Here is a 20,812-nt window from a genome sequence, read left to right as displayed (position 1 = left end):
TTATTTTTTAATCAGTTTGGCATTTGCCGTTTTATTGGTATCTGTTTTTATGGCTACGAGATATGCTCCTTGAATCAAAGGTTGGGTATTGATCTTCGTCACTTTATTCTTGGTTTTTATATTTTGAAGCTGTCTTCCTCCCATATCGTAAAGGGTAATATCTGCGTCTTTAAAGTCAAATCCTATTTCGACATAGGCATAATCAGATACCGGGTTCGGATAGATCTTGATATCATGTTTCTCGATCAGCTGATCCAATTGTTTATCTCCTAACTTGATAATCTTCCAGTTCTCCTTTCCTAATTCCTCTGCACTGGTTCCCGCTAAAATGATTGATCCATCTCTGTTGAGTTTAATATCAGAAAGTCTCTCTTCTCTTCGTCTCGAGTCTCCACTCACATATTTTCTCCACTGCTCCTGCCCGTCCTGATTCAGATACAACATCCAGAAGGTTTCATCATCGGTTTCTATTCGTTCTTCAGCCTGAGTGTATCCACCAAGTAAAATTCCTTTGGATGTCTTATCGTCTGCTGAATGAATTACACTCATTCCCATTAAGACATCTCTATTTTTGAAATTGTAGGATTTCTGCCACTTCTCATCTCCTTTTTCATTTAAAGAGATTAGCCAAAGATCTGTTCCTTCTTCAATTCCAACGGTCTTGTTTCCTGATCTTTCCGATCTGGATTCTCCTCCAATTAAGAAGCCACTTGATGTCAAAGCTAGTGTTCTTAAATGATCATCTCCTTTGCCTCCAAAATTCTTTTCCCATTCTACTTTTCCATCTTTGCTGAGTTTTACAACCCAATAGTCTCCTTCGCCTTCATTGCTGGTGGTTTTTGGATAGCGAGATACATGATTCGAGGTTTCTGGAGTTGAGCTTTGACCTTCGGAACCCGAAACCCGAAACTCGGAACTTCTCGAATAAATTCCTAATAATGCTCCGCCATCCTTGGTTGGAATCATTTTTTCAACCTCGTCTAATCCTCTGCCTCCTAAAACCAATTGCGAAATTTCTTTTCCGTTCTTATCCAATTTGACGATCAAAACATCTTTCGAACCATATCCTTTTATTTTGGAATCCTGAGCAGAGCCGAAAGTTCCTGCTACAAAAAATCCTAAATCAGTTGTTTGAATAACGGCTTTAGCTTCTTCATCCGCAGAAGTTCCTAATGTTTTTTGCCAAAGCTCATCTCCAAACTCATTGATTCTGATGATCCAGATATCAGATCCTCCTTTTGAGTTGTCCTTTTTATCCAATCCTTTCCCCGATTGCGAGGTGCCTGAAATAAGGAATCCACCATCTTGGGTGGTCACGGTGGCTGATAGATAATCATGGTTGTTTCCCGCAAAGTACTTTTCCCAAACCTGATCTCCTTGCTGATTCAGTTTCACCAAATGAAAATCATACCCATTATTTTGCTTGGCATTACTTCCAGCTTCCTTCTTCTGGCTTCCTTCTTGTATAGCGCTTCCTGTAATCAAATACTGCTGATCAATGGTCGTCGTAACCTGGCTTAGAAAATCCTGAGTATTGGATTTAATATCCTTCTGCCATATTACTTCCTGAGCGGAGAGGCTCAGAATTGTGCATAACGAAAATGCACTCGAGAAGAGTTTTTTCATGCTTATGTTTAATTAAATGAGTATAGTTTTATAATTTCCGCAAAAGTACTCTTTTTACATCACGGCGAAAAGGCTTGTGAAAAAGATTTAATCTTATCTTTTTCATTTTTACAAAGATATCCCTCTAATACGACAAAACTCGTCGTGTAATTTTGTGTATTTTAATAAATAGCATAGAGATATTATTTTTTATTGATCATATCATACTCCTCAATCAGTATCCCATACTCATCCCAAATTCCTTATCTTTGCAGCATGATACGTATTACAAAAATTTTTACATTCGAGACGGCACATGTGCTGTATAATTACGATGGAAAGTGTAAAAATATGCATGGACATTCCTATAAGCTGTTTGTGACAGTGAAAGGAAAACCTGTTAATGATTTGGAGAACCCTAAAAATGGGATGGTAGTGGATTTTGGTGATATCAAAAGTATTGTAAAATCTGAAATTGTAGATGTTTGGGATCATGCGGTATTGATCAATGGACTGTCGCCTCATAAAGAGTTGGGGGAGGATCTTGAAGGAAGAGGGCATAAGGTGATCTATTGCAATTTCCAACCTACGTGTGAAAATATGCTGTATGCGATCGCAGCCAAAATAAAATCTAAGCTTCCCGCTGAAGTTTCTTTGGCTTACCTTAAACTTCATGAAACTGAAAACTCTTATGGAGAATGGTTTGCTGAAGATAATCTATAATTGAATTCAATAAATAACTCAGCCGGTGTTAAAGACAACGATTAATTTACAGCCTGGAAAAAAAGTGTATTTCGCTTCCGATCAGCATTTTGGAGCTCCTAATCCTAAGGAAAGCAAAGTGCGTGAAGAAAAGTTTATACGCTGGATGGATGAAATAAAGGAAGATGCCCAGGTTTTATTTTTAATGGGTGATCTTTTTGATTTCTGGCACGAGTGGAAATATGTGATTCCTAAAGGGTACGTTCGTGTGCTCGGAAAAATTGCTGAATTAAAAGACCGGGGGATTCATGTTTATTTCTTTGTAGGAAACCATGATCTATGGATGAAAGATTATCTGGAGGAAGAGATTGGTTGTACTGTGTTTTATAAAAAACAGTACTTTGAAATGGGAGGTAAGCAGTTTTTATTGGCTCATGGAGACGGTTTGGGACCTGGTGACAAGGGGTATAAAAGAATGAAGAAGCTGTTCACGAATCCTATTGCTCAATGGGCTTTTAAGTGGCTTCATCCGGATATTGCGATGAAGATTGCATTATATCTTTCTCAGAAAAATAAAATGATTTCCGGTGAAGAGGATAAAGCATTCTTAGGGGAGGATAAAGAGTTTTTAATTATTTATTCAAAAGAAAAACTAAAGACTGAAAAAATTGATTATTTCATTTATGGGCACCGTCACCTTCCTATGGTTTTAGAGCTGAATCAAAAGGCACAATACATCAATTTAGGGGATTGGATCTCTTATTTTACCTATGGGGTCTTTGAGGAGGATTTCGAATTAAAGACTTTTGAGGAAAAGACAAAAAAAAATTACCCCTAAAAGAGGTAATCTTCGAATGAATAAATTCACTCTGTTTTTAATCCATATTCCGCATACATCATTGCAAGAACTTGACCAAAAAAATCAATTTTTATTAAAAAAATATTAAAAAGGAATGTTTTTTAAGTAACTGGTTAATAATGAGATTGTAAGATTTTTTAAAATTTAGAAATTGGAAAATATATTCAACATACAGACCGAGCAGGACTTTTTGGATGCATCATTGAAAACGTTTCGTTATCAATATGAAAACGTTGAAGTTTACAGGAAATTTGTGGATTACCTAAGGATTGATCCTGATACCGTGGATGCTGTGACGAAGATCCCGTTTTTACCTATAGAAATGTTTAAGAATCATCAGGTCCTGGACAAAAGGGTTGTTGCTGACCTGTACTTTCAGAGTTCGGGAACGACGCAGATGAACCTTTCCAAACATTATATTGCCAATGAAAATCTGTATCGCGAAAGTATCTATAAAAGTTTTGAGCAGTTTATAGGGAAACCTGAAGAGTTTATTTTTCTGGGGTTACTGCCAAGTTACCTTGAAAAACAAAATTCTTCATTGATCTATATGGTAGATTATCTGATGAATGTTTCTGCGCAGCCTGAAAATGGGTATTTCTTATATAATCATTCTGATCTTTTTGATCTTCTGAAGACTTTGAAGGGCAGAAAGGTTATTTTATTTGGGGTTTCCTTTGCGCTTTTAGATTTCATTGATTACTGCCATTCAGAAAGAGGTGGTGAATCATTGGGATTTTCAGAAAACCTTATTGTAATCGAAACAGGGGGAATGAAGGGACGTAAGGAAGAAATGACAAAACATGAATTGCTGGCCATTTTACAACAGGGTTTTAATACAGATGCAATATATTCTGAATATTCCATGACAGAACTCTTGTCACAGGCTTATTCCCTGGGAAATAATGAATACGAATGTCCAAAATGGATGCGTATCCTGGTAAGAAATGCGGAGGATCCTTTGACTTATGAGAAAGAGGGGAGAACCGGAGCGGTCAATATTATTGATCTGGCAAATTTTCATTCCTGTTCTTTTATTGCCACGCAGGATTTAGGAAAAATACTTCCCGAAGGTAAATTTCAGATCCTGGGAAGAATTGATCACTCTGATATCCGTGGGTGTAGTTTATTGGTGAGCTGATTGTAGAGATTCGTGTTTCGAGGTTCGGGATGCGTGTTGTAACTGTTTATTATGTGTTTTCAGTTAGTTCGAGTGAAATACTTCATAATGAAATGAAGAATGATTTTGTGCCGGGAACGTTTTCTAAATGACCGGAATTTTCACGCATAACTCAACAGTTTCTCGATACGATTTTTTTGCAAAATCTGCTCAACGTGATGACTCTATTTTAATTATTATCAATAGCTCAAGCTCTCTCAAACTCATTTGCCCTAAAACCCTCAAAATCAAAAGAAATGCTAAAAATAGAAGAACTTGTCCACGCATTCATCCATTCTCAATGTGATTTTGAGAAAGAAATTGTCCTGACCAATCATTTTCATTCTGACTGGGAAGCGGATATTCTGATCATTGATGCTGCGGGGTTGAGTCATGAAATTGAAATTAAGTTATCTAAAAGTGATTTTAAAAACGATTTTAAAAAATCATATCTAAATACAGCTACAGGAGAGAAGTTTTTAAAACATGATAAGATTTCCTGTGGGGACTATGTCTGTAATGCGTTCAGTTTTTTACTTCCTATGGGGATGGTTGAACATGCTGCAATTCCTGAACACTGTGGAATCATTGAATTCTATCATAATGCAGATACCTGGGAAACTGAATTTTATCTCATCAGAAAGCCGGTTCAGGTACATGAAGATTCTTATTGGAAGCTTAATGACAAAGATCTTTTTATCCGGAAGATGGCATTGAATCTGCTGCAGCGAAAAATGGAGATCAAAGGAAAATATGAAGAACTCATTTTTAAAAATCCTTTTGAGATCAAAAAAAGAAAATAAAAAAATCCTGCCGGAGATACTGGCAGGATTTTTTTATATATTTTTTCAGTTAAGCTGCTACTTCGGTATCTGATCGCTGAAGCAAAAACTTATAGATCAGCCCACCGGCAATTCCGCCCAGAATAGGAGCTACCCAGAACAGCCAAAGCTGAGACATTGCAGCGCCTCCTACAAACAGAGCCTGGGAAAGGGATCTTGCAGGGTTAACGGAAGTATTTGTAATAGGAATTGAGATCAGGTGAATCAGGGTTAAAGCAAAACCAATTGCTATTCCCGCAAATTTTCCATTTGCCCATTTATCCGTTGCTCCCATAATGATAATCAAGAAGAATGCAGTTAACAGAAATTCTGCTAAGAATGCAGCTCCCATCGAATAACTCCTGTTATGGTAGCCTGGCATATCATAGAAATTCGTGGCAAAGGCGCCTGGTCCTTCAGTGGTGAATGCACCGGCTCCGTTCAGGATAATGTAAAGACAGCCTGCTGCTGCAATGGCGCCTAAACACTGTGCAACAATGTACGAAATCAGATCTTTGAAGGGAAATCTCCCCCCGGCTAACAGTCCGAAACTAACCGCCGGATTAAAGTGTCCACCGGAAATATGACCTACAGCATATGCCATAGTGAGAACAGTAAGACCAAATGCTAAAGCAACACCCAAAAGTCCGATTCCGATGTCCGGAACCCCTGCAGCAAAAACTGCACTTCCGCAACCTCCGAAAACAAGCCAAAATGTGCCGAAAAATTCAGCAAAAAGTTTTTTTATCATAATGTTTATTTTTATATTGAAACCAAATTTATAGTTTAAATTTCAAACTTTCAAATTATTTTTTAAAAAGAATTAAATTAAATTAATCAACAAGTGTGAATCTGATAATGTTATTGAGGATTTACTGAAAGATATGTTTTAATGATACTTCTCTTACGGTTGAATTGTATCACATAAATGATTATTTTTCGTTTTTAAATTAAAAAAAGTGCGAATGAAAAAGTTTCTGTGTTTAGTTTTTGGATGTCTATTGGTTTTTTGTTCTGCACAACCTTCTAGAAAAATGGCACCTTGCTATGATCTTACGAAAGTCTTAAAAGTTGAACCAACCCCTCTTTACAAACCTCATATTGATGCTTCAAAAAGTTTTGGGATTAAATTACTTAAGGACTCTAAAACCATTCAAAAATATATCAGCAATGGAAAGCTTCATAAAGTAAAGAAAAGTGGAAAAGGGTATCGTGTTCAGAAATTAGATTACAGCAGGGCTTATTTAGTTTCTAAAGCTAAAACTACGCTTGAAAAAATAGGCGCGAAATTCAGTAAAGAATCGAAGGGACATACTTTTACGGTTTCATCAATGACGAGAACGCTTGAAGATCAGTGCAGGCTGCGAAGGGTAAACTCTAATGCTTCTTTGGGAATCAGTTCTCATAATTACGGAAACTCCTTTGATATTTCTTACGTAAGGTTCAATAATCTTCTGAAATATAATCCTAAAATGGAAATTGCCCTGGAAAAAGTATTGAAGTATTATGCGAATGCCGGACGGATCTATTATATAAAAGAAAGACAACAAAGCTGCTACCATATTACAGTTAGGAATTATTAAACTCAAAGGTGAATAAAACTCTTTGTTCGCTGAGTTTATAGTAGCTTATTGATGATTTAAAAAGTTTATTCAATTATATTTGAAATATAATAATAAATCTTCAATTATAGAGGAGATGTTTGCATAGGTAGTTTAGTTTATATAATTTTATAGCACTAAAAACCATGCAAATATGACAATTTTTAACAAAGAAGAGTATACCGCTGCGATCGCTGCCTGGGATGCCAGTTCCAAGGATTATTCAACAATACAAAAGCTAATCCCGCCTAATTATGTTTTTATCCTTTCACTGGACCAGATTGACTGGGTGAAGAGGAATAATAAATGCACAGACTTTTGTTCTGAAATGGGAGTCTATAAAAATCAACTGGTACTCATTCTTTGTCCTCTTGATCCTAGCGGACAGAAAATTGCGGTTAATGAATACCCTTACAGTATTCTTTCTGTATTGACCACGAACCTGACGCTGATAGAGACACAGGAATATACCCTGGTGAAAAATGCAGTTCTTTCTAAAGATTTGCAGCAGGTAGATAAAACAGCAGATATGTATTTTCCGGTAGCCAATATGCCGGTAATGGAACAGGATAAAGCTGTTGCTGCTATAGAACTGTGGCGTGATGAATCATCAACCTGGTTTTATAGAGAATGTGATGAATTTAAAGGAACAAGAATTTTTAAAAGATTTTATGTACCTGCTGAAGACCTGAATCCATCAAAAGAGGGACTTTCTTATATCGTATGTTCATTTGGAATCAAATTTTCTGAGATCTATCAGAGAACATTGGTAACATTGATTTTCATTTCTTTTTATCAGGACTTACAAAATACAGGAAGTATGGAGGTGATCTCCAATACGTACGATTGGTCAAGACCATGTCCTCCTATCTGTCAATTATAAAATAATCATGCACAGCTATTTTATCACTACATGGGGGATCACGAATGTTCTGCTTCTTATCTCTTTTATTTTTGGGGTTTTTAAGTACCCTGCGCTAAGAAAAGACGAAAAATTATATGTATTTTATATCGGTTTTTTGTTATTAATAGAAGCTTCTACGAATTTTTTGACCACCATTCTTGGATATAAGGATACTTCATTTCTGTATCCTATCTATATAGCTGGTGAATTTTTTTTACTGACAAGTTTATTTATTAAAAAACTGAATGGATCAAAATATCTATGGATTGTAGTATTCATGTTATCTGTTGGATTTTTGATTTTTAATCAGATCTTTAGTACTTATTTTAATAGTGATATTGTGAAAGTGACTTCCAATATCATTATTATTTGCTTTGCAGGGTATACTTTGTTGCAGCAGATTAAAAATGGTAAAAGTATCAACCGATTTACTTTAGTAGATGCCTGTATCTTTTTTTATTATTCTGTTTCTGTATTTATTTTTATTATTCAGCACCAGATTGCTACTTTATCAGAGGACGATTATTATGCGATTTTGGGAACGAATAATATCCTGTCGAGTATTTTATATGGCTCATTTATATATACATTTATCAAATTAAAGAAGTAACACTACATATTGATTTTCTAATACTGATAATTGTTACCATAGCAGTTATCGTATTATTTATTTTATTGGCATATAAAACTTTTGTAGACCGGATTATTAAGGAAAAAAATGCTCAGCATGAAGCTGAGGTTCTTCATCAGAAAAGTCTGGTGTTAGAAAATATCAAGGCTCAGGAAGAAGAGCGTAAACGTATTGCGGTGATGATTCATGACGATATCGGTAATCGACTCAATATTCTTTCTCTGTGGCTGAATAATCTTGATACCAAAGGGGATGAACTGATCAAAAGAAATATACACAATCAGATGTCGGCGTTAATAGATTCTGCCAGAACTATTTCGCATTCATTGTATCCTGTGAATCTGGAATCTGTAGGTCTGGTACTATATATAGAAGAACTGATCGTTAACCTTTCACACAAGATCAATATTTCATTGCATGTAGCTCCTGGGTATCGGAAAAAAAGTATTTTTATTGAAGTTCAGCTGTATAGGATCATTCAGGAATTTACGACCAATGTGATCAAACATTCCTCAGCTACGGAAATCTGGATCTACATCAAAGATTATCCGGATGACATGATCGTTGTCATTACAGACAATGGTCAGGGTTTCGATTACGAATCTGTAAAGAAAGGAATGGGGATCAGTAATATAGAATCCAGAATAAAATCTATGAATGCAGTTCATAAATGGAAAAATGTATTGCAGAAGAGAAGCCGTTTAATTATTAAAATTCCTTATCACAATGAACCCTCAAATTAAAATAGCCTTAATCGATGATGAACAACTAATTCTGGAAGGAGTAAAGCTGTTGTTGTCGAATGAAAAAAATATATCAGTATGTCTCACTGCCAGTGACGGTCGTGATTTTATTGATAATCTTGAAAAACTGTCAGGTGCAGATTTTCCGGATATTGCTTTAGTTGATGTGCAGATGCAGCCTATGAATGGTTTCGAATTGGTTGAAATCCTGAAAGAAAAATATCCTGATCTTAAAATAATCATTCTCTCTTCTCATTACAAAAGTTCTATTTTAGGATATATGGTGAAGCTGGGAGTATCTGCTTTTCTTCCGAAAAACTCGGATAAAAAAACGTTTATTGATGCCATCACAACGGTATTTAAAAACGGAGTGTATTTTACTGCTGAAGATCATCAGATGCTGTTTTCATACATGAACAGTTCCAGCAAGAAAAAATCCTTATTCGAAATGGAAGATGAGCTTTCTGAAAGGGAAAAGGATGTCGTGAAGCTGATCTGTCAGGAATATACCAATAACGAGATTGCTGAAAAACTTTTTATAAGCCCCAGGACAGTAGAGAGCCACCGCCAAAGAGTTTTGGAAAAGATTGGTGCTAAAAATACGGTCGGTATTGTGATCTACGCCATTATTAATAATATTTATTCCATTGAAAGAATATAATTCCGTAGAAATACGGAATTTTTTTTTTGGTGTTTTTTACGCTAGTATTCCGCTGTTTTCTGTGTTTACTTTGAGAGATAAGTCGTGAGGCTTATAATCACTAAGGGTTTGGAAATCATTCCATTCTAAAATATGAAGAATAATGGAAAATAGTAAGATGATCTCTGTCGGAATATTTTTTGACGGCACAGGAAATAACGGATTCAATGCAACATCAGGCAGAAAGCCAGAACGTAATAATGAAAGTTATTATAGCGGAATAACGAATGTATATAAACTTTTCAATTTATTTGAAGGGGATCAAAAAATATATATTGAAGGAATAGGAACGGTGACGGGTGCCGGGGATAGTAATTTTGCCATGGCAACCTGTAAGAATCCTGTCGGATATGTAGGTTATTCTTCCGATGATAAGCTGGCGAGAGCATTTTATTTCGTTCAGGAACTCATGAAGGACAGGAGTAAAGAATATCAGTTTTATGTATATGGATTTAGCAGGGGGGCAATGCTTGCCAGAAATTTCTGCTACGAACTATTAAAACCGGAGTCCAGAATACTGGGCAATGTTACTGTGAAGTTTTTAGGTGTTTTTGATACCGTTGAATCGACTCCTTTTAATAATTATGATACGAACTTACTACCCCGAATAGAAAATGCTATTCATCTTTGTGCAGTCAATGAATGCAGGTACTTTTTCCCTCTTACTGGTTTTTTCGAAGAGTCAAAAAATACAGATGATACAAAAACGGAGACAGATACTTCCGTATGGAAAGAAATATTTGTGCCCGGAGCTCATGCAGATATTGGAGGCGGTTATCTTGAGGGGCCACAATCGGTTTATATATCCCCTAATTTTATGAGGACTAAAGATGTTGAAACCTATATTGGGAATATCAGGAACACAATGCGGGATGCAGGGGGTAATAAAATATGGTTTCATCTCTTAAAAGGATACAAGATCGACTCCGGGGATGTTTTTTCCCAGGCTTATATGGCAAGGAAGAAAGTATATCACGATCTTTCAAAAGTGTACGGGAAATTATTGCTGCTGGAATCCAACAGGGTACAGCAGGTCTTCGGTACTGGCTTTACAAATGCCGATTTTGCTATAGATGAGCGGGCGCATCCATTTTTGGTGTCATTTTCAAATGATCTCGAAAAATATGTCATAGATCTTGATCCGGAACTGAAGCCAGCTTACCGGTATGAAGAATTTGAATCCTATACCCATATCTCAGCTAATTTTGGATTATATGACAATCGGGTGCTTCTGGAATCTAAAAATGGGATTGATGTTGAATTGATCAACAACGGATTGAATGTTCCTTCTCATAAAACAGTGGATACCATCCATCCTAACTTATCATCGAATATCCATATTCTTGAAGATGGTTCTGTCACTGATTTTGCATATGGTGCCAATGTTCCGAATAACGACATATGGGATCGGTCTATATTAATTTAATACCCTTTATATATTAAATTTTCGTACTTTTTTCAGTTTTATATTAGGTAATAAAGCTTCTCATATGAGGAGCTTTTTTTATTTCTGGTCTATTCATTTCTTTTTCCGTATTTTTGCACCCGAAAAATATTCAGTATTAATTCTTAAATTATATCATTAAATGCTTTCGGTTCAAGGTCTAGGGTTACATCATTCAGGAAACTATTTGTTTCAAAATGTGAATTTCACCATTAAAAGGGATGATAAGATTGGTTTGGTAGGAAAAAATGGAGCGGGGAAATCGACTCTGTTAAAGATGCTTTCCGGAGAAATTACATTCTACGAAGGAAATGTTGTACCTGATGGAAATATTACAATTGGTTTTCTAAAGCAGGATTTGGATTTTGTGAAAGGAAGAACTGTTTGGGATGAAACAATGCAGGCTTTTGAACAGATCAATGCGTGGAAAAACGAACTTGAAGAAGTGAATCACCAGATGACTGTAAGAACAGATTATGAAAGTGATGCCTATACCGATCTGATCAATAGAATGACCGAGCTGAATGATCTTTTAATGCACCACGATGCCTACAACCTTGAGGGAGATATGGAGAAGGTATTATTTGGTCTGGGTTTCAAAGCAGATGATTTTAAGAAAATTACGGATGAGTTTTCAGGAGGTTGGAGAATGAGAATTGAATTGGCAAAACTTCTTCTGCAAAAGAATGATGTGATGCTTCTCGATGAGCCTACCAACCACCTTGATATGGAATCTATCATCTGGCTGGAAAGCTTCCTTAAAGATTATCCCGGAGCGATTGTTCTGGTAAGTCACGACAAGCAGTTTATGACGGCAGTCTGTAACAGGACTTTCGATGTCAACAATAAGAAAGTGGATGATTATAAAGCGGATTATACCAAGTATCTTGAGCTTAGAAAAGATAGAAAAGAAAAGCTTATCCAGGCTAAAAAGAACCAGGATGCTGAAATAAAACATACCGAAGAACTGATCAATAAATTCCGTGCGAGTGCTTCTAAAGCGGCATTTGCGCAATCTTTGATTAAAAAACTAGACAAAGTAGAACGTATTGAAGTGGAAAATGATGACGTTTCCAAATTTAATATCCGATTTGTTCAGTCTGTGGTTCCTGGTAAAGTTAATTTTGAGGCGGAAAAACTAGGGAAGGCTTATGGAAATAAGCAGATCTTTGATGATGTGGATTTTATTGTTCAGCGTGGGGATAGAATTGCTCTTTTAGGTCAGAACGGGCAGGGAAAAACAACCCTTGCAAAAATTCTTGCAGGAGAAATCAAGGATTATAGCGGAACCTGGAACTTAGGTCATAATGTAAACATTGGATACTTTGCTCAGAATCAGGAAGAAGTATTAACACCCAATAAAACGGTTTTAGAAGAAGCAGAAGATGCAGCTACAGAAGAGACCAGACCCAGAGTAAGAGATTTATTAGGATCATTCTTATTTCAGGGTGAAGCCGTAACAAAAAAGACCAAAGTCTTATCCGGGGGAGAAAGAAACCGTCTGGCACTTTGTAAATTGTTGTTACGTCCTTTCAATACATTGATCATGGACGAACCTACCAATCACCTTGACATCCAGTCTAAGGAGATTATTAAGCTCGCACTGCAGAAGTTTGAAGGAACATTGATTGTGATTTCTCACGACAGGGAGTTTCTTCAAGGGCTTTGTGATAAGATTTTTGAATTCCGTGATGGGAAAATGAAAGAGTTTCTTGGGGACATTAATGAGTATCTGGAATACAGACAGAAAGAAACCATTAGAGAAATTTCTGCTGAAAAGGCAAAACTTCATGATGATGTAAAAGTAGAAGTGAAAGCTAAAGTAGAGGTAGTAGAAAAAGAACAACCCGTATCTCAGCCAAAACCAGGTTTTATAAGCAAGGAACAAAAAAATATCCAGAATAAAATAAAGAAGGTAGAAGAGAGAATTTCAGAGTTGGAGACTCAATCTGAAGAAATGGAAGCCTCTTTTGCAAAAGAAAACCCTTCCGATGAGAGATTGGAAGAATATAATAAGATAAAAGCGGATTTAGAGCTTGCTTTACAGGAGTGGGAGCATTTAGCTTCTCAGCTGGAGTAAGTGATTGAGTATTATCGGGGTTTTAATTGAGGTTATTATTTTTATTGAATAATTACAATTATTATTGTTACTTTTGATGCATGATTTTTAAGGAAACCAGACAATTTAAGAATTTTATCTCCAGACTTTTGTTTGGGATCTATTTTCTTGCGCTGTTTTCTCAAAGCTTTCACCATCATGATCCGATAGATAATTTCAGGAATTTTAATCTGAGAAAATCTGAAAATACAATTACAAAAAATGTAGCTAAGGAAAAAGTAGGTGATTGTTTGGCCTGTCATTTCTTAGCTACAGGACATACATTGGTTCCTGAAGAATTTAATTTTTCTTTTGAAGGCTATACGCAGGAAATCAAACAGCTTATTGCTGTTCAGGAGCTCATCTGGTCTCAGACAAAATTTACTTTTCAACTTCGGGGTCCCCCCACAATTTCATAACCTATAGATTTTTTATTGGCTTTAATGTAGGGCTGATGTACGGTATTCTACTATTCGTGGCTTAATGAAGTCATTGTATAATACATGCATTGCATATACAAATACCTCTTGTTTCCTACATTAATACATTGTATCTCTTACGGGGTGCAACAGAAATAAAGCAACAAATTTTTACGAAAAATGTACTTTTTAAGTACGCAATCAATCTATTAACAATGAAATTGATATATAGTTTATTACTGATCTTTTGTGGATTGGTACTTACAAACGCACAAAAAACTTATACTGTTGAAGGAACTGTTCAGGATTTTCACGATAAAAGCATGCTTGAAAATGCTGTCGTGAAAATAGGAACCTTTACCGCAAAAACAGATAAAGCAGGTAAGTTTTTATTTAATAAAATTCCTGCGGGATCCTATAATCTCATTGCTAAGCATCCTGATTGTCATGATTATACTGAAAATATAGGAGTTAGTCAGGATCTTCACTTAACTATAATACTGGAACATCATATTCAGGATATTGAAACCGTAACGATACATGGAAGCCACAAGAATAACGGCAGTATGGTGGTGAAAACCCTGGATAAAACAGTATTGACAAGAAATGCAACTGAAAATTTAGGAAACCTTTTAACTAATATTTCAGGTGTGAACGTCCTGAAAACGGGAAATAATATTGCAAAACCAATTATTCACGGGCTATATGGCAGCCGTGTTGCTATATTAAATGATGGCGTCAAATTGGCAGAACAGGAATGGGGAGTAGAGCATGCTCCAAATGTAGATGTTAACAATTTTGAACATATCGATGTCATAAAAGGAGCATCAGCATTAAAGTATGGTAATGGTGCAATTGGAGGAGTCGTTCTTTTGCAACCACAGATCCTACCCAAGAAAGATACAATTATGGGTTCTGTCTTGCTTTCCGGAATATCTAATGGTAGAGGGGCTAATCTTAATGTGAAACTGGTTAAGACCTGGGAAAATGGCTGGGCAGTTAAAACCAATGGAAGCTTTAAAAAGCTAGGGGATTTAGATGCTCCGGATTATGGATTAATGAATACGGGAGTTCAGAATTCAGGATTCAATTTTGGAGTTCAAAAGCTAACTTTTAATAAAGGAATTTCATTTGATTACTATCTAACCAATAATTCAATTGGAATTTTAAGAAGTTCACATGTGGGTTCTGCAGATGATCTTGATGAGGCACTTTCTAATCAGGAACCGCTTTATAAAAGACCTTTTAGTTATGATATCGATAATCCAAGACAGGAGATTGAACATCATATTGCTAAAATATCCGCTTACCAAAGATTTAAAGATTTTGGAAAAATTACAGCTACTTACAGTTTTCAGTACAATCATAGAAAAGAATATGATATTCGCCGAACTGAAGAGCTAAGCAAGAAGCCGGGATTGGATTTAGAATTAATTACCAATGATATAAACATTAATCACTTTATCGAAAGAACAAAATGGAATCTTGAGACGGGAATTAATGGAGGGTATCAGAACAATTATTCTAATCCTGATACTGAAGCCAGACGTTTGGTGCCCAATTATGATAGATTTTATGCAGGAGTTTATTCAGTATTTAAATATAAGGTTTTGCCCGAATTAGATATAGAAGCTGGTGCCAGATATGATTTTGACCGTTACGAAGTGACCAAATGGTATGACCTTAGTAAATGGAATAAATTATACGCTGCTGATTATTCTAATTTTGTGGTTAGAATTAATCAGAATAGAATTCTTACAAAACCCGAATTGAACTTCAATAATATTTCCGCTAATGCCGGAATCACCTATCATCCATCAGACAGTTTTAATCTGAGATTTAATTATGCCAGGGTTTCCAGATCTCCAAATGTGGCTGAGCTTTTTGCTGACGGTCTTCACCATTCTGCAGCAATCATTGAGAGAGGAGATATGAGAATTAAAAGTGAAACAGGGAATCAGTTTAATTTAATTGCAGATGCAAAATTAAATGTACTCGGAGGCTTAAGCCTTTCGGTAAACCCGTATTTCTTTTATACCAAGAATTTTATCAATGAAATACCTACAGGATATCAAAATACACAATGGGGTGGAGACTTTGTGGTGTATGAATATCAGCAGATAGATGCCAGAATGTACGGTGTAGATGTAGATGTAGCACTAAAGATCAATGATCATCTTGGATATAAAGGAAGCGCTTCCTATGTGTATGGTCAGGATATAACCAATGACGTTCCTCTTATTATGATGATGCCACCCAATTTTAACAATTCGGTAGAATTCAATAAAAAAGAATGGAACAACTTTTATTTTAATGTAAGTAATAATACCGTTTTAAAACAAACTAGATTTCCAATTTACAATTTTCCTATTACCAAATATGATACTGATGGAAATCCTTATAAAAAAGAAGTGGACGTATCTACGCCACCTGCAGCATATTCTCTTTGGAATCTGCAGGCAGGTGTGAATCTGTCTAAAAATTTCGGAGTGGACTTTTCCGTTCGAAATGTATTTGATCGCGCCTACAGAGACTATCTGAACAGGTTGCGCTTTTTCTCCAGCGAAATGGGGAGAAATTTTATACTAACTCTTAGATATCAATTTTAATTAAAATCAAAAAAATGAAAAATATTTTTAAAAATACAACGCTAATTTTAGGACTTTTAATAATCGCTTTTTCTTTAAGCTTAACGTCTTGTAACCGAAGTGATGATGAATCAGATGATCTTCCACAGGAAGAACTTTCAGATGTGTTATTGAGAGTGACTGATGAGGCGACACCTAATGCACCAATAATTTATGATTATCAGGTAAATAGTACTACAAACCCTACTGTTAAATTAACAGATGGTCATACATATAACGTTGAGGTGATTTTCAAAAATGGAGAAGAGGACGCTACAGAAGAAATCAGAACAGCAAAAGATGAGCACTTCCTGGTATATAACTTCCCAAATTCAGACCTTACTTTAACACGTACTGATGATGCTACTTCTACAAGAGGAGATGGAAAACGCGTAGGTCTTAAAACCAAATGGGTAGTTAATAAGGCGGTTAAAAACGCTTCCGCACAAAGTCAGCTGGTTCTTACTTTGTATCATGAGCCTGTAAGTGTTTCTGAAGCCTCATCTGTTAGTGGAAATGGAGTTGTGTTTGGATCTCACACAGGTGGAGAAACAGATGCTCAGGCTACCTATAAAATTAGTAATTAATAGAGATCGATCGATGAATAAAACCACTGAAACTTTCAGTGGTTTTTTATTTATAAATATTTGATGCTTAAGAATTTATTTGAAATGAGATATTTTGATAAAAATTTCATATTTTTGCAACCTAAAATTTTAATCAATAATGAAGGTTACCGCACAAAACCATGATGACGTAAGTGCATTACTTACTGTAACATTGGAAAAATCTGACTACAAAGAAAAAGTAGAGAAGCAGTTGATTAATTATGCTAAAAATGCGCAAGTTCCTGGATTCAGAAAAGGAAAAGTGCCTTTGAGTATGGTTAGAAAACAATATGAAGCAGGTATTGCATTCGAAGAGATCAACAAGCAAGTTTCTGATGCTTTAAATAACTATGTAAACGATAACAAGTTAAGATTAGTTGGGCAGCCTGTTCCTCAGCCTGTAAATGATTTCAATCATAATGCAGATCAACTGGAGGTTGCTTTTGAAGTAGGGTACGAGCCTGAATTCACAATAGATTTAACTAAATATGAAGCTCCACATTATAAAGTAGAAGCTTCTGATAAAGAAATCACGAAGAGCATTGAAAACATGCAGAAGCGTTTTGCAGAGCAGGTTCCACAAGATAAGATTACTAAGGATTCTTATGTTGCTCTTGAAGTTTCTCAGGTTGTAGAAGAAGATGCTGAAGGAGACCATCACCATCACCCAAAAAATGTTACCATTACTGCTGAAAACAAAGAAGCATTTAAATTGGTAAAAGCTTTGAAAATGGATGGTTCTGTAAAAGTTTCTAAAGAAACATTAGCAGGGGATGAAGAGTTAGCTAAAGAATTAGGCTTTACTAAAGAAGAAGTTGAGCACCTACACCATGCTGAAGTTGAAGTTAAAGTAAAAGATTTCTATAACTTAAACTTAGCTGAACTTAATCAGGATCTATTTGATAAAGTATACGGAGAAGGAAACATCAAATCTGAAGAAGAACTTAAAGATAAAGTAAAAACTGAATTAGACGAGTACTTCCAGCAAAATGCTGATGTTCACTTTGTAAATAAAGTATTGGAGCAGATCACAGAGAAAGAAGAAGTAAAACTTCCTGAATCTTTCTTAGTGAAATGGTTGGTATTCTCTAACCAGAACATCCAGTCTGAAGAGCAGGCAAAAGAAATCCTGGAAGCAGAGAAAAAGCAATTAAGCTATCAGATCATCGAAGGTAGATTGATGAGTGATAATGATATCAAATTGGATTATGCTGATGTTCTTGCGCAGGCTGAGCAATTGGTAAGAAACCAATTGGCAATCTATGGAATTCACCATTTAGGAGATGAGGAAATTCAAAAATATGCTGTTGAAATGTTGAAAGATCAAGAGCAGGTAAGACAAATTTCTTCTGAAGTAGCTATGACTAAATTGAAAGATGTAATTCTTGAAAAGGCGAGCAAAAAAGAAACTGAAATTTCTCACGACGAATTCTTAGAAGAACTTAAGAAATAATTTATTTTTAAGATAAATAATTTTAAAACCACCAATTTTGGTGGTTTTTTGTTATAAAAATCATTGATTTTATATCAATCAATATTCCTATATTTACGCATTAAAATAATTATATGAAAAAGATAATCATTCCTTTTTTCTGTGCAGTGCTTTTTTCTACTTCTGTAGCAGCACAGCAAAAAAAACCTGCTGCTAAAACAACTGCTGTAAAAACAGAAGCAGTGCAAACAGAAGCGGTAAAATCGAAACTAACACCTAAAGAAGTAATTGATAATTATCTTAAAGCTTTAGGGGGAAGAGATAAGTTAGAAGCTATCAAAACAACTATTATTGATAACACCGTGAGTGTACAGGGTATGGAAGTTTCGATGACCACTAAAAAGATGGGGAATAAATTCAAGTCTGTACAAACCGTAATGGGGCAGCAAATGACTCAGGTTTTTGATGGTGAAAAAGGAACTTTTGACCAGATGGGTCAAAAAATGGATATTCCTGCAGATAAAGTTGCAGAGCTTAAAAAAAGCAAAACTATTGATGCTTTAGGATATGATCCAGAATCTTTCCAGTCTGTCATAGTTAAGAAAATGGAGGGTAGAGATTTTAATGTTTTATCTTCTGATAAAGGAAAATATTATTTTGATGCCACTACAAATTTATTATATCAGTCAGAATCAAAAGAAGGTAAAGCTACTGTAAAGGATTATATTACTGTAGACGGACTAAAATTCCCTGGAGAAGTTGATGCTGAAGGAAACGGTCAAAAAGTGGTTATCAAAACAACTAAAATTGTATTGAACTCTGGAGTAACTGATGCTGATTTTAAATAATCTGGTAGAAGAACTATAAGAGCTTATCCATAAAAATAAAACCGCAGATTTTTCTGCGGTTTTTTATTTTTTTAATTTCCATATTCCTTTTTCCATTCTTCAGCGGCGTCACTTAGAACACCATAGAATTCATCTCCATACTTTCTTATTAATGGTGTCTTTAAAAACTTGTAGACAGGAACCTGTAATTCTTTTCCAAGTGTACATGCATCACTGCATACAGACCACTCATGATAGTTCAGAGCCGTAAAAGAAGAGTATTCTGTAATACGGATAGGATACAGGTGACATGAAATTGGTTTTTGCCAATCTACAGCACCATCTTCATAGGCTTTCTCAATACCACATTTTGTAATTCCCTTTTCATCAAAAGTAACATAGGCACATTCCCGGTCTTCTACCATAGGGGTTACATACATTCCATCAGAAGGATCCGTTGTCCACGTTCCCTGTTCTTCAAGAGCTTTTATCCCTTCCTTTGTAAGATAAGGCTTTATTTTATCAAAAATAGTATCTAAAATTTCAAGCTCATCCTTGTCCAATGGAGCGCCTACATCTCCTTCTACACAACATGCACCCTTACATTTTGTAAGATTGCAAACGAATTCTTCGGAAAATATATCCTCAGAAATTAATTTATCATCTATCTGAATCATAATCTTTTTAAAATAAATTAAAATAAGTACCTATTTTAAAGGTAACCAAACTAATAATAATCAGCCATAAGCCAATTTCCTGCATCCAAAACCTTGGTAAAAACCGCATCATTCTGCTCAGTATAATACTGGAAGGAAAGGCAAGAAGCAGTAGGTATTCATAGTTACTATTCATGTATAAAATAATAGTAACCAGCTGAGCCAAAGAAAACACAAGCAGAAAGGTATATTTATATCTGCTTATCGGGCTCTTTTTGTTATAATTTTTAAAATGGTCATACACGGCATAGATCAGCATCAATGCAATCGGAAGTAAGGGCATAATGCCTCTGTAGTCCGTAATCATTTTCATTTTTCCAAATGGGAAATAATCGAGATTCCACGTGGTAAAGTCTAAGAAAAACATCACAGAGAAATAACTAAAGACTATGAGTATGATCCCAAGCAGAAACCTGAAAATATTTAAACTTATTCTTTCGGAAGTTGCAATAACATGCACAACCACAAAAACAGCCATAGGCCACGTTGTTGGTAAAAAAATAAAATTTAATGCAACAATTGCTCCTACCAATACATATGATTTTTTTCGGGTGTCTTCATTTGCACTGGTAAGAAGGAGTAAAAGGAAGGAATTAGTAAGAAGAGATACGGCAATTCCTATATCTAAATTTCCAGGATAAAGCCCGAAAACAAAAAATGAATATAAAAATAGTGGGAGATGAGTCTGATGATTAAGAGCAATGCTATGAAAACAGAAGTATCCCAAAGCAATTCCTAAAAATGTAATTCCAGCAACAATCGCCTCGTAAGTGTTGAAATTCAGTATGTTAAATATTATTACTATTAAAAGAAGAAAACCAATATAAACAGGAATTGAAAAAATATTGCTTTCTTTTGAAAGTAATTTAAACATTTTTTATAAATTTGTACAAAGTTAATTTAAAAAAGGAAAATA

General features: G+C 35.3%; 20 protein-coding genes. 16 read left to right on the top strand and 4 right to left on the bottom strand.

Going from position 1 to position 20,812, the window contains the following annotated elements; translation table 11 throughout:
- A complete protein-coding gene (locus CEY12_RS10325) occupies positions 1 to 1,626 on the bottom strand; it encodes a T9SS type A sorting domain-containing protein (RefSeq protein WP_089027615.1) in 1,626 nt (541 codons plus the stop codon).
- A 255-nt stretch (positions 1,627 to 1,881) separates the two neighbouring features.
- Between CEY12_RS10325 and CEY12_RS10320 the strand changes: the two genes are divergently transcribed.
- From CEY12_RS10320 to CEY12_RS10305, 4 genes are all read left to right on the top strand, one after another.
- The gene (locus CEY12_RS10320) at positions 1,882 to 2,328 is read left to right on the top strand and encodes a 6-pyruvoyl trahydropterin synthase family protein (RefSeq protein ID WP_089027614.1); all 447 of its coding nucleotides are present in this window, start codon (positions 1,882 to 1,884) and stop codon (positions 2,326 to 2,328) included.
- A 25-nt stretch (positions 2,329 to 2,353) separates the two neighbouring features.
- Positions 2,354 to 3,145: a UDP-2,3-diacylglucosamine diphosphatase gene (locus tag CEY12_RS10315; protein WP_089027613.1), complete on the top strand. Its 792-nt coding sequence runs from the start codon at positions 2,354 to 2,356 to the stop codon at positions 3,143 to 3,145.
- 172 nt (positions 3,146 to 3,317) lie between these two features.
- On the top strand, positions 3,318 to 4,307 hold the full coding sequence (locus CEY12_RS10310; protein WP_089027612.1) for an acyl transferase: 990 nt from the start codon (positions 3,318 to 3,320) through the stop codon (positions 4,305 to 4,307).
- 275 nt (positions 4,308 to 4,582) lie between these two features.
- Positions 4,583 to 5,128, top strand: coding sequence for a hypothetical protein (locus CEY12_RS10305; RefSeq protein WP_089027611.1), 546 nt, complete (start codon positions 4,583 to 4,585; stop codon positions 5,126 to 5,128).
- A gap of 49 nt (positions 5,129 to 5,177) precedes the next feature.
- On the opposite strand, the gene aqpZ is transcribed toward CEY12_RS10305, so the two are convergent.
- On the bottom strand, positions 5,178 to 5,894 hold the full coding sequence (aqpZ, locus tag CEY12_RS10300; RefSeq protein ID WP_089029849.1) for an aquaporin Z: 717 nt from the start codon (positions 5,892 to 5,894) through the stop codon (positions 5,178 to 5,180).
- A 217-nt stretch (positions 5,895 to 6,111) separates the two neighbouring features.
- Here aqpZ and CEY12_RS10295 point away from each other — a divergent pair, with 217 nt between their 5' ends.
- The 12 genes from CEY12_RS10295 to CEY12_RS10240 all read left to right on the top strand — a co-directional run bounded on the left by CEY12_RS10295 (position 6,112) and on the right by CEY12_RS10240 (position 19,201).
- Positions 6,112 to 6,729 (top strand): DUF5715 family protein, encoded by a 618-nt coding sequence (locus tag CEY12_RS10295; RefSeq protein WP_172821027.1) that lies wholly within the window; start codon positions 6,112 to 6,114, stop codon positions 6,727 to 6,729.
- A gap of 172 nt (positions 6,730 to 6,901) precedes the next feature.
- Positions 6,902 to 7,630 (top strand): hypothetical protein, encoded by a 729-nt coding sequence (locus CEY12_RS10290; protein WP_089027609.1) that lies wholly within the window; start codon positions 6,902 to 6,904, stop codon positions 7,628 to 7,630.
- A 7-nt stretch (positions 7,631 to 7,637) separates the two neighbouring features.
- Positions 7,638 to 8,261 carry a hypothetical protein gene (locus CEY12_RS10285; protein WP_089027608.1) on the top strand — a complete coding sequence of 208 codons (624 nt, stop codon included), beginning with the start codon at positions 7,638 to 7,640 and terminating at the stop codon, positions 8,259 to 8,261.
- A gap of 65 nt (positions 8,262 to 8,326) precedes the next feature.
- Positions 8,327 to 9,025: a sensor histidine kinase gene (locus CEY12_RS10280; protein WP_228409837.1), complete on the top strand. Its 699-nt coding sequence runs from the start codon at positions 8,327 to 8,329 to the stop codon at positions 9,023 to 9,025.
- The gene (locus CEY12_RS10275) at positions 9,009 to 9,686 is read left to right on the top strand and encodes a response regulator transcription factor (protein ID WP_089027607.1); all 678 of its coding nucleotides are present in this window, start codon (positions 9,009 to 9,011) and stop codon (positions 9,684 to 9,686) included. Before CEY12_RS10280 ends, CEY12_RS10275 begins: the two co-directional genes overlap by 17 nt.
- A gap of 142 nt (positions 9,687 to 9,828) precedes the next feature.
- The gene (locus tag CEY12_RS10270) at positions 9,829 to 11,151 is read left to right on the top strand and encodes a T6SS phospholipase effector Tle1-like catalytic domain-containing protein (protein ID WP_089027606.1); all 1,323 of its coding nucleotides are present in this window, start codon (positions 9,829 to 9,831) and stop codon (positions 11,149 to 11,151) included.
- A gap of 160 nt (positions 11,152 to 11,311) precedes the next feature.
- Positions 11,312 to 13,249, top strand: coding sequence for an ABC-F family ATP-binding cassette domain-containing protein (locus tag CEY12_RS10265; protein ID WP_089027605.1), 1,938 nt, complete (start codon positions 11,312 to 11,314; stop codon positions 13,247 to 13,249).
- 80 nt (positions 13,250 to 13,329) lie between these two features.
- Positions 13,330 to 13,686 (top strand): hypothetical protein, encoded by a 357-nt coding sequence (locus tag CEY12_RS10260; protein ID WP_089027604.1) that lies wholly within the window; start codon positions 13,330 to 13,332, stop codon positions 13,684 to 13,686.
- A gap of 215 nt (positions 13,687 to 13,901) precedes the next feature.
- Positions 13,902 to 16,295 carry a TonB-dependent receptor gene (locus CEY12_RS10255; protein ID WP_089027603.1) on the top strand — a complete coding sequence of 798 codons (2,394 nt, stop codon included), beginning with the start codon at positions 13,902 to 13,904 and terminating at the stop codon, positions 16,293 to 16,295.
- 14 nt (positions 16,296 to 16,309) lie between these two features.
- On the top strand, positions 16,310 to 16,900 hold the full coding sequence (locus CEY12_RS10250; protein ID WP_089027602.1) for a hypothetical protein: 591 nt from the start codon (positions 16,310 to 16,312) through the stop codon (positions 16,898 to 16,900).
- Between the two features lie 139 nt (positions 16,901 to 17,039).
- Positions 17,040 to 18,374: a trigger factor gene (locus CEY12_RS10245; RefSeq protein ID WP_089027601.1), complete on the top strand. Its 1,335-nt coding sequence runs from the start codon at positions 17,040 to 17,042 to the stop codon at positions 18,372 to 18,374.
- A gap of 113 nt (positions 18,375 to 18,487) precedes the next feature.
- The gene (locus CEY12_RS10240; protein ID WP_089027600.1) at positions 18,488 to 19,201 is read left to right on the top strand and encodes a hypothetical protein; all 714 of its coding nucleotides are present in this window, start codon (positions 18,488 to 18,490) and stop codon (positions 19,199 to 19,201) included.
- 71 nt (positions 19,202 to 19,272) lie between these two features.
- Here CEY12_RS10240 and CEY12_RS10235 read toward each other — a convergent pair whose 3' ends face one another.
- Both CEY12_RS10235 and CEY12_RS10230 read right to left on the bottom strand, forming a co-directional pair.
- The gene (locus CEY12_RS10235) at positions 19,273 to 19,857 is read right to left on the bottom strand and encodes a DUF3109 family protein (protein ID WP_089027599.1); all 585 of its coding nucleotides are present in this window, start codon (positions 19,855 to 19,857) and stop codon (positions 19,273 to 19,275) included.
- A 7-nt stretch (positions 19,858 to 19,864) separates the two neighbouring features.
- On the bottom strand, positions 19,865 to 20,770 hold the full coding sequence (locus CEY12_RS10230; RefSeq protein ID WP_089027598.1) for a DUF6427 family protein: 906 nt from the start codon (positions 20,768 to 20,770) through the stop codon (positions 19,865 to 19,867).
- Positions 20,771 to 20,812 lie beyond the last annotated feature (42 nt).

It is taken from the genome of Chryseobacterium sp. T16E-39 (genome assembly GCF_002216065.1).
Lineage (GTDB): Bacteria > Bacteroidota > Bacteroidia > Flavobacteriales > Weeksellaceae > Chryseobacterium.
Note: the sequence above shows the minus strand (reverse complement) of the source record. Positions and strands in the feature narration are given on the sequence as shown.

Excerpts from the sequence above, each read along its gene's own strand:
- CEY12_RS10325 (WP_089027615.1), bottom strand. The coding sequence starts at position 1,626 with ATGAAAAAACTCTTCTCGAGTGCATTTTCGTTATGCACAATTCTGAGC.
- CEY12_RS10320 (WP_089027614.1), top strand. The coding sequence starts at position 1,882 with ATGATACGTATTACAAAAATTTTTACATTCGAGACGGCACATGTGCTG.
- CEY12_RS10305 (WP_089027611.1), top strand. The coding sequence starts at position 4,583 with ATGCTAAAAATAGAAGAACTTGTCCACGCATTCATCCATTCTCAATGT.
- CEY12_RS10295 (WP_172821027.1), top strand. The coding sequence starts at position 6,112 with ATGAAAAAGTTTCTGTGTTTAGTTTTTGGATGTCTATTGGTTTTTTGT.
- CEY12_RS10290 (WP_089027609.1), top strand. The coding sequence starts at position 6,902 with ATGACAATTTTTAACAAAGAAGAGTATACCGCTGCGATCGCTGCCTGG.
- CEY12_RS10285 (WP_089027608.1), top strand. The coding sequence starts at position 7,638 with ATGCACAGCTATTTTATCACTACATGGGGGATCACGAATGTTCTGCTT.
- CEY12_RS10275 (WP_089027607.1), top strand. The coding sequence starts at position 9,009 with ATGAACCCTCAAATTAAAATAGCCTTAATCGATGATGAACAACTAATT.
- CEY12_RS10270 (WP_089027606.1), top strand. The coding sequence starts at position 9,829 with ATGGAAAATAGTAAGATGATCTCTGTCGGAATATTTTTTGACGGCACA.
- CEY12_RS10265 (WP_089027605.1), top strand. The coding sequence starts at position 11,312 with ATGCTTTCGGTTCAAGGTCTAGGGTTACATCATTCAGGAAACTATTTG.
- CEY12_RS10260 (WP_089027604.1), top strand. The coding sequence starts at position 13,330 with ATGATTTTTAAGGAAACCAGACAATTTAAGAATTTTATCTCCAGACTT.
- CEY12_RS10255 (WP_089027603.1), top strand. The coding sequence starts at position 13,902 with ATGAAATTGATATATAGTTTATTACTGATCTTTTGTGGATTGGTACTT.
- CEY12_RS10250 (WP_089027602.1), top strand. The coding sequence starts at position 16,310 with ATGAAAAATATTTTTAAAAATACAACGCTAATTTTAGGACTTTTAATA.
- CEY12_RS10245 (WP_089027601.1), top strand. The coding sequence starts at position 17,040 with ATGAAGGTTACCGCACAAAACCATGATGACGTAAGTGCATTACTTACT.
- CEY12_RS10240 (WP_089027600.1), top strand. The coding sequence starts at position 18,488 with ATGAAAAAGATAATCATTCCTTTTTTCTGTGCAGTGCTTTTTTCTACT.
- CEY12_RS10235 (WP_089027599.1), bottom strand. The coding sequence starts at position 19,857 with ATGATTCAGATAGATGATAAATTAATTTCTGAGGATATATTTTCCGAA.
- CEY12_RS10230 (WP_089027598.1), bottom strand. The coding sequence starts at position 20,770 with ATGTTTAAATTACTTTCAAAAGAAAGCAATATTTTTTCAATTCCTGTT.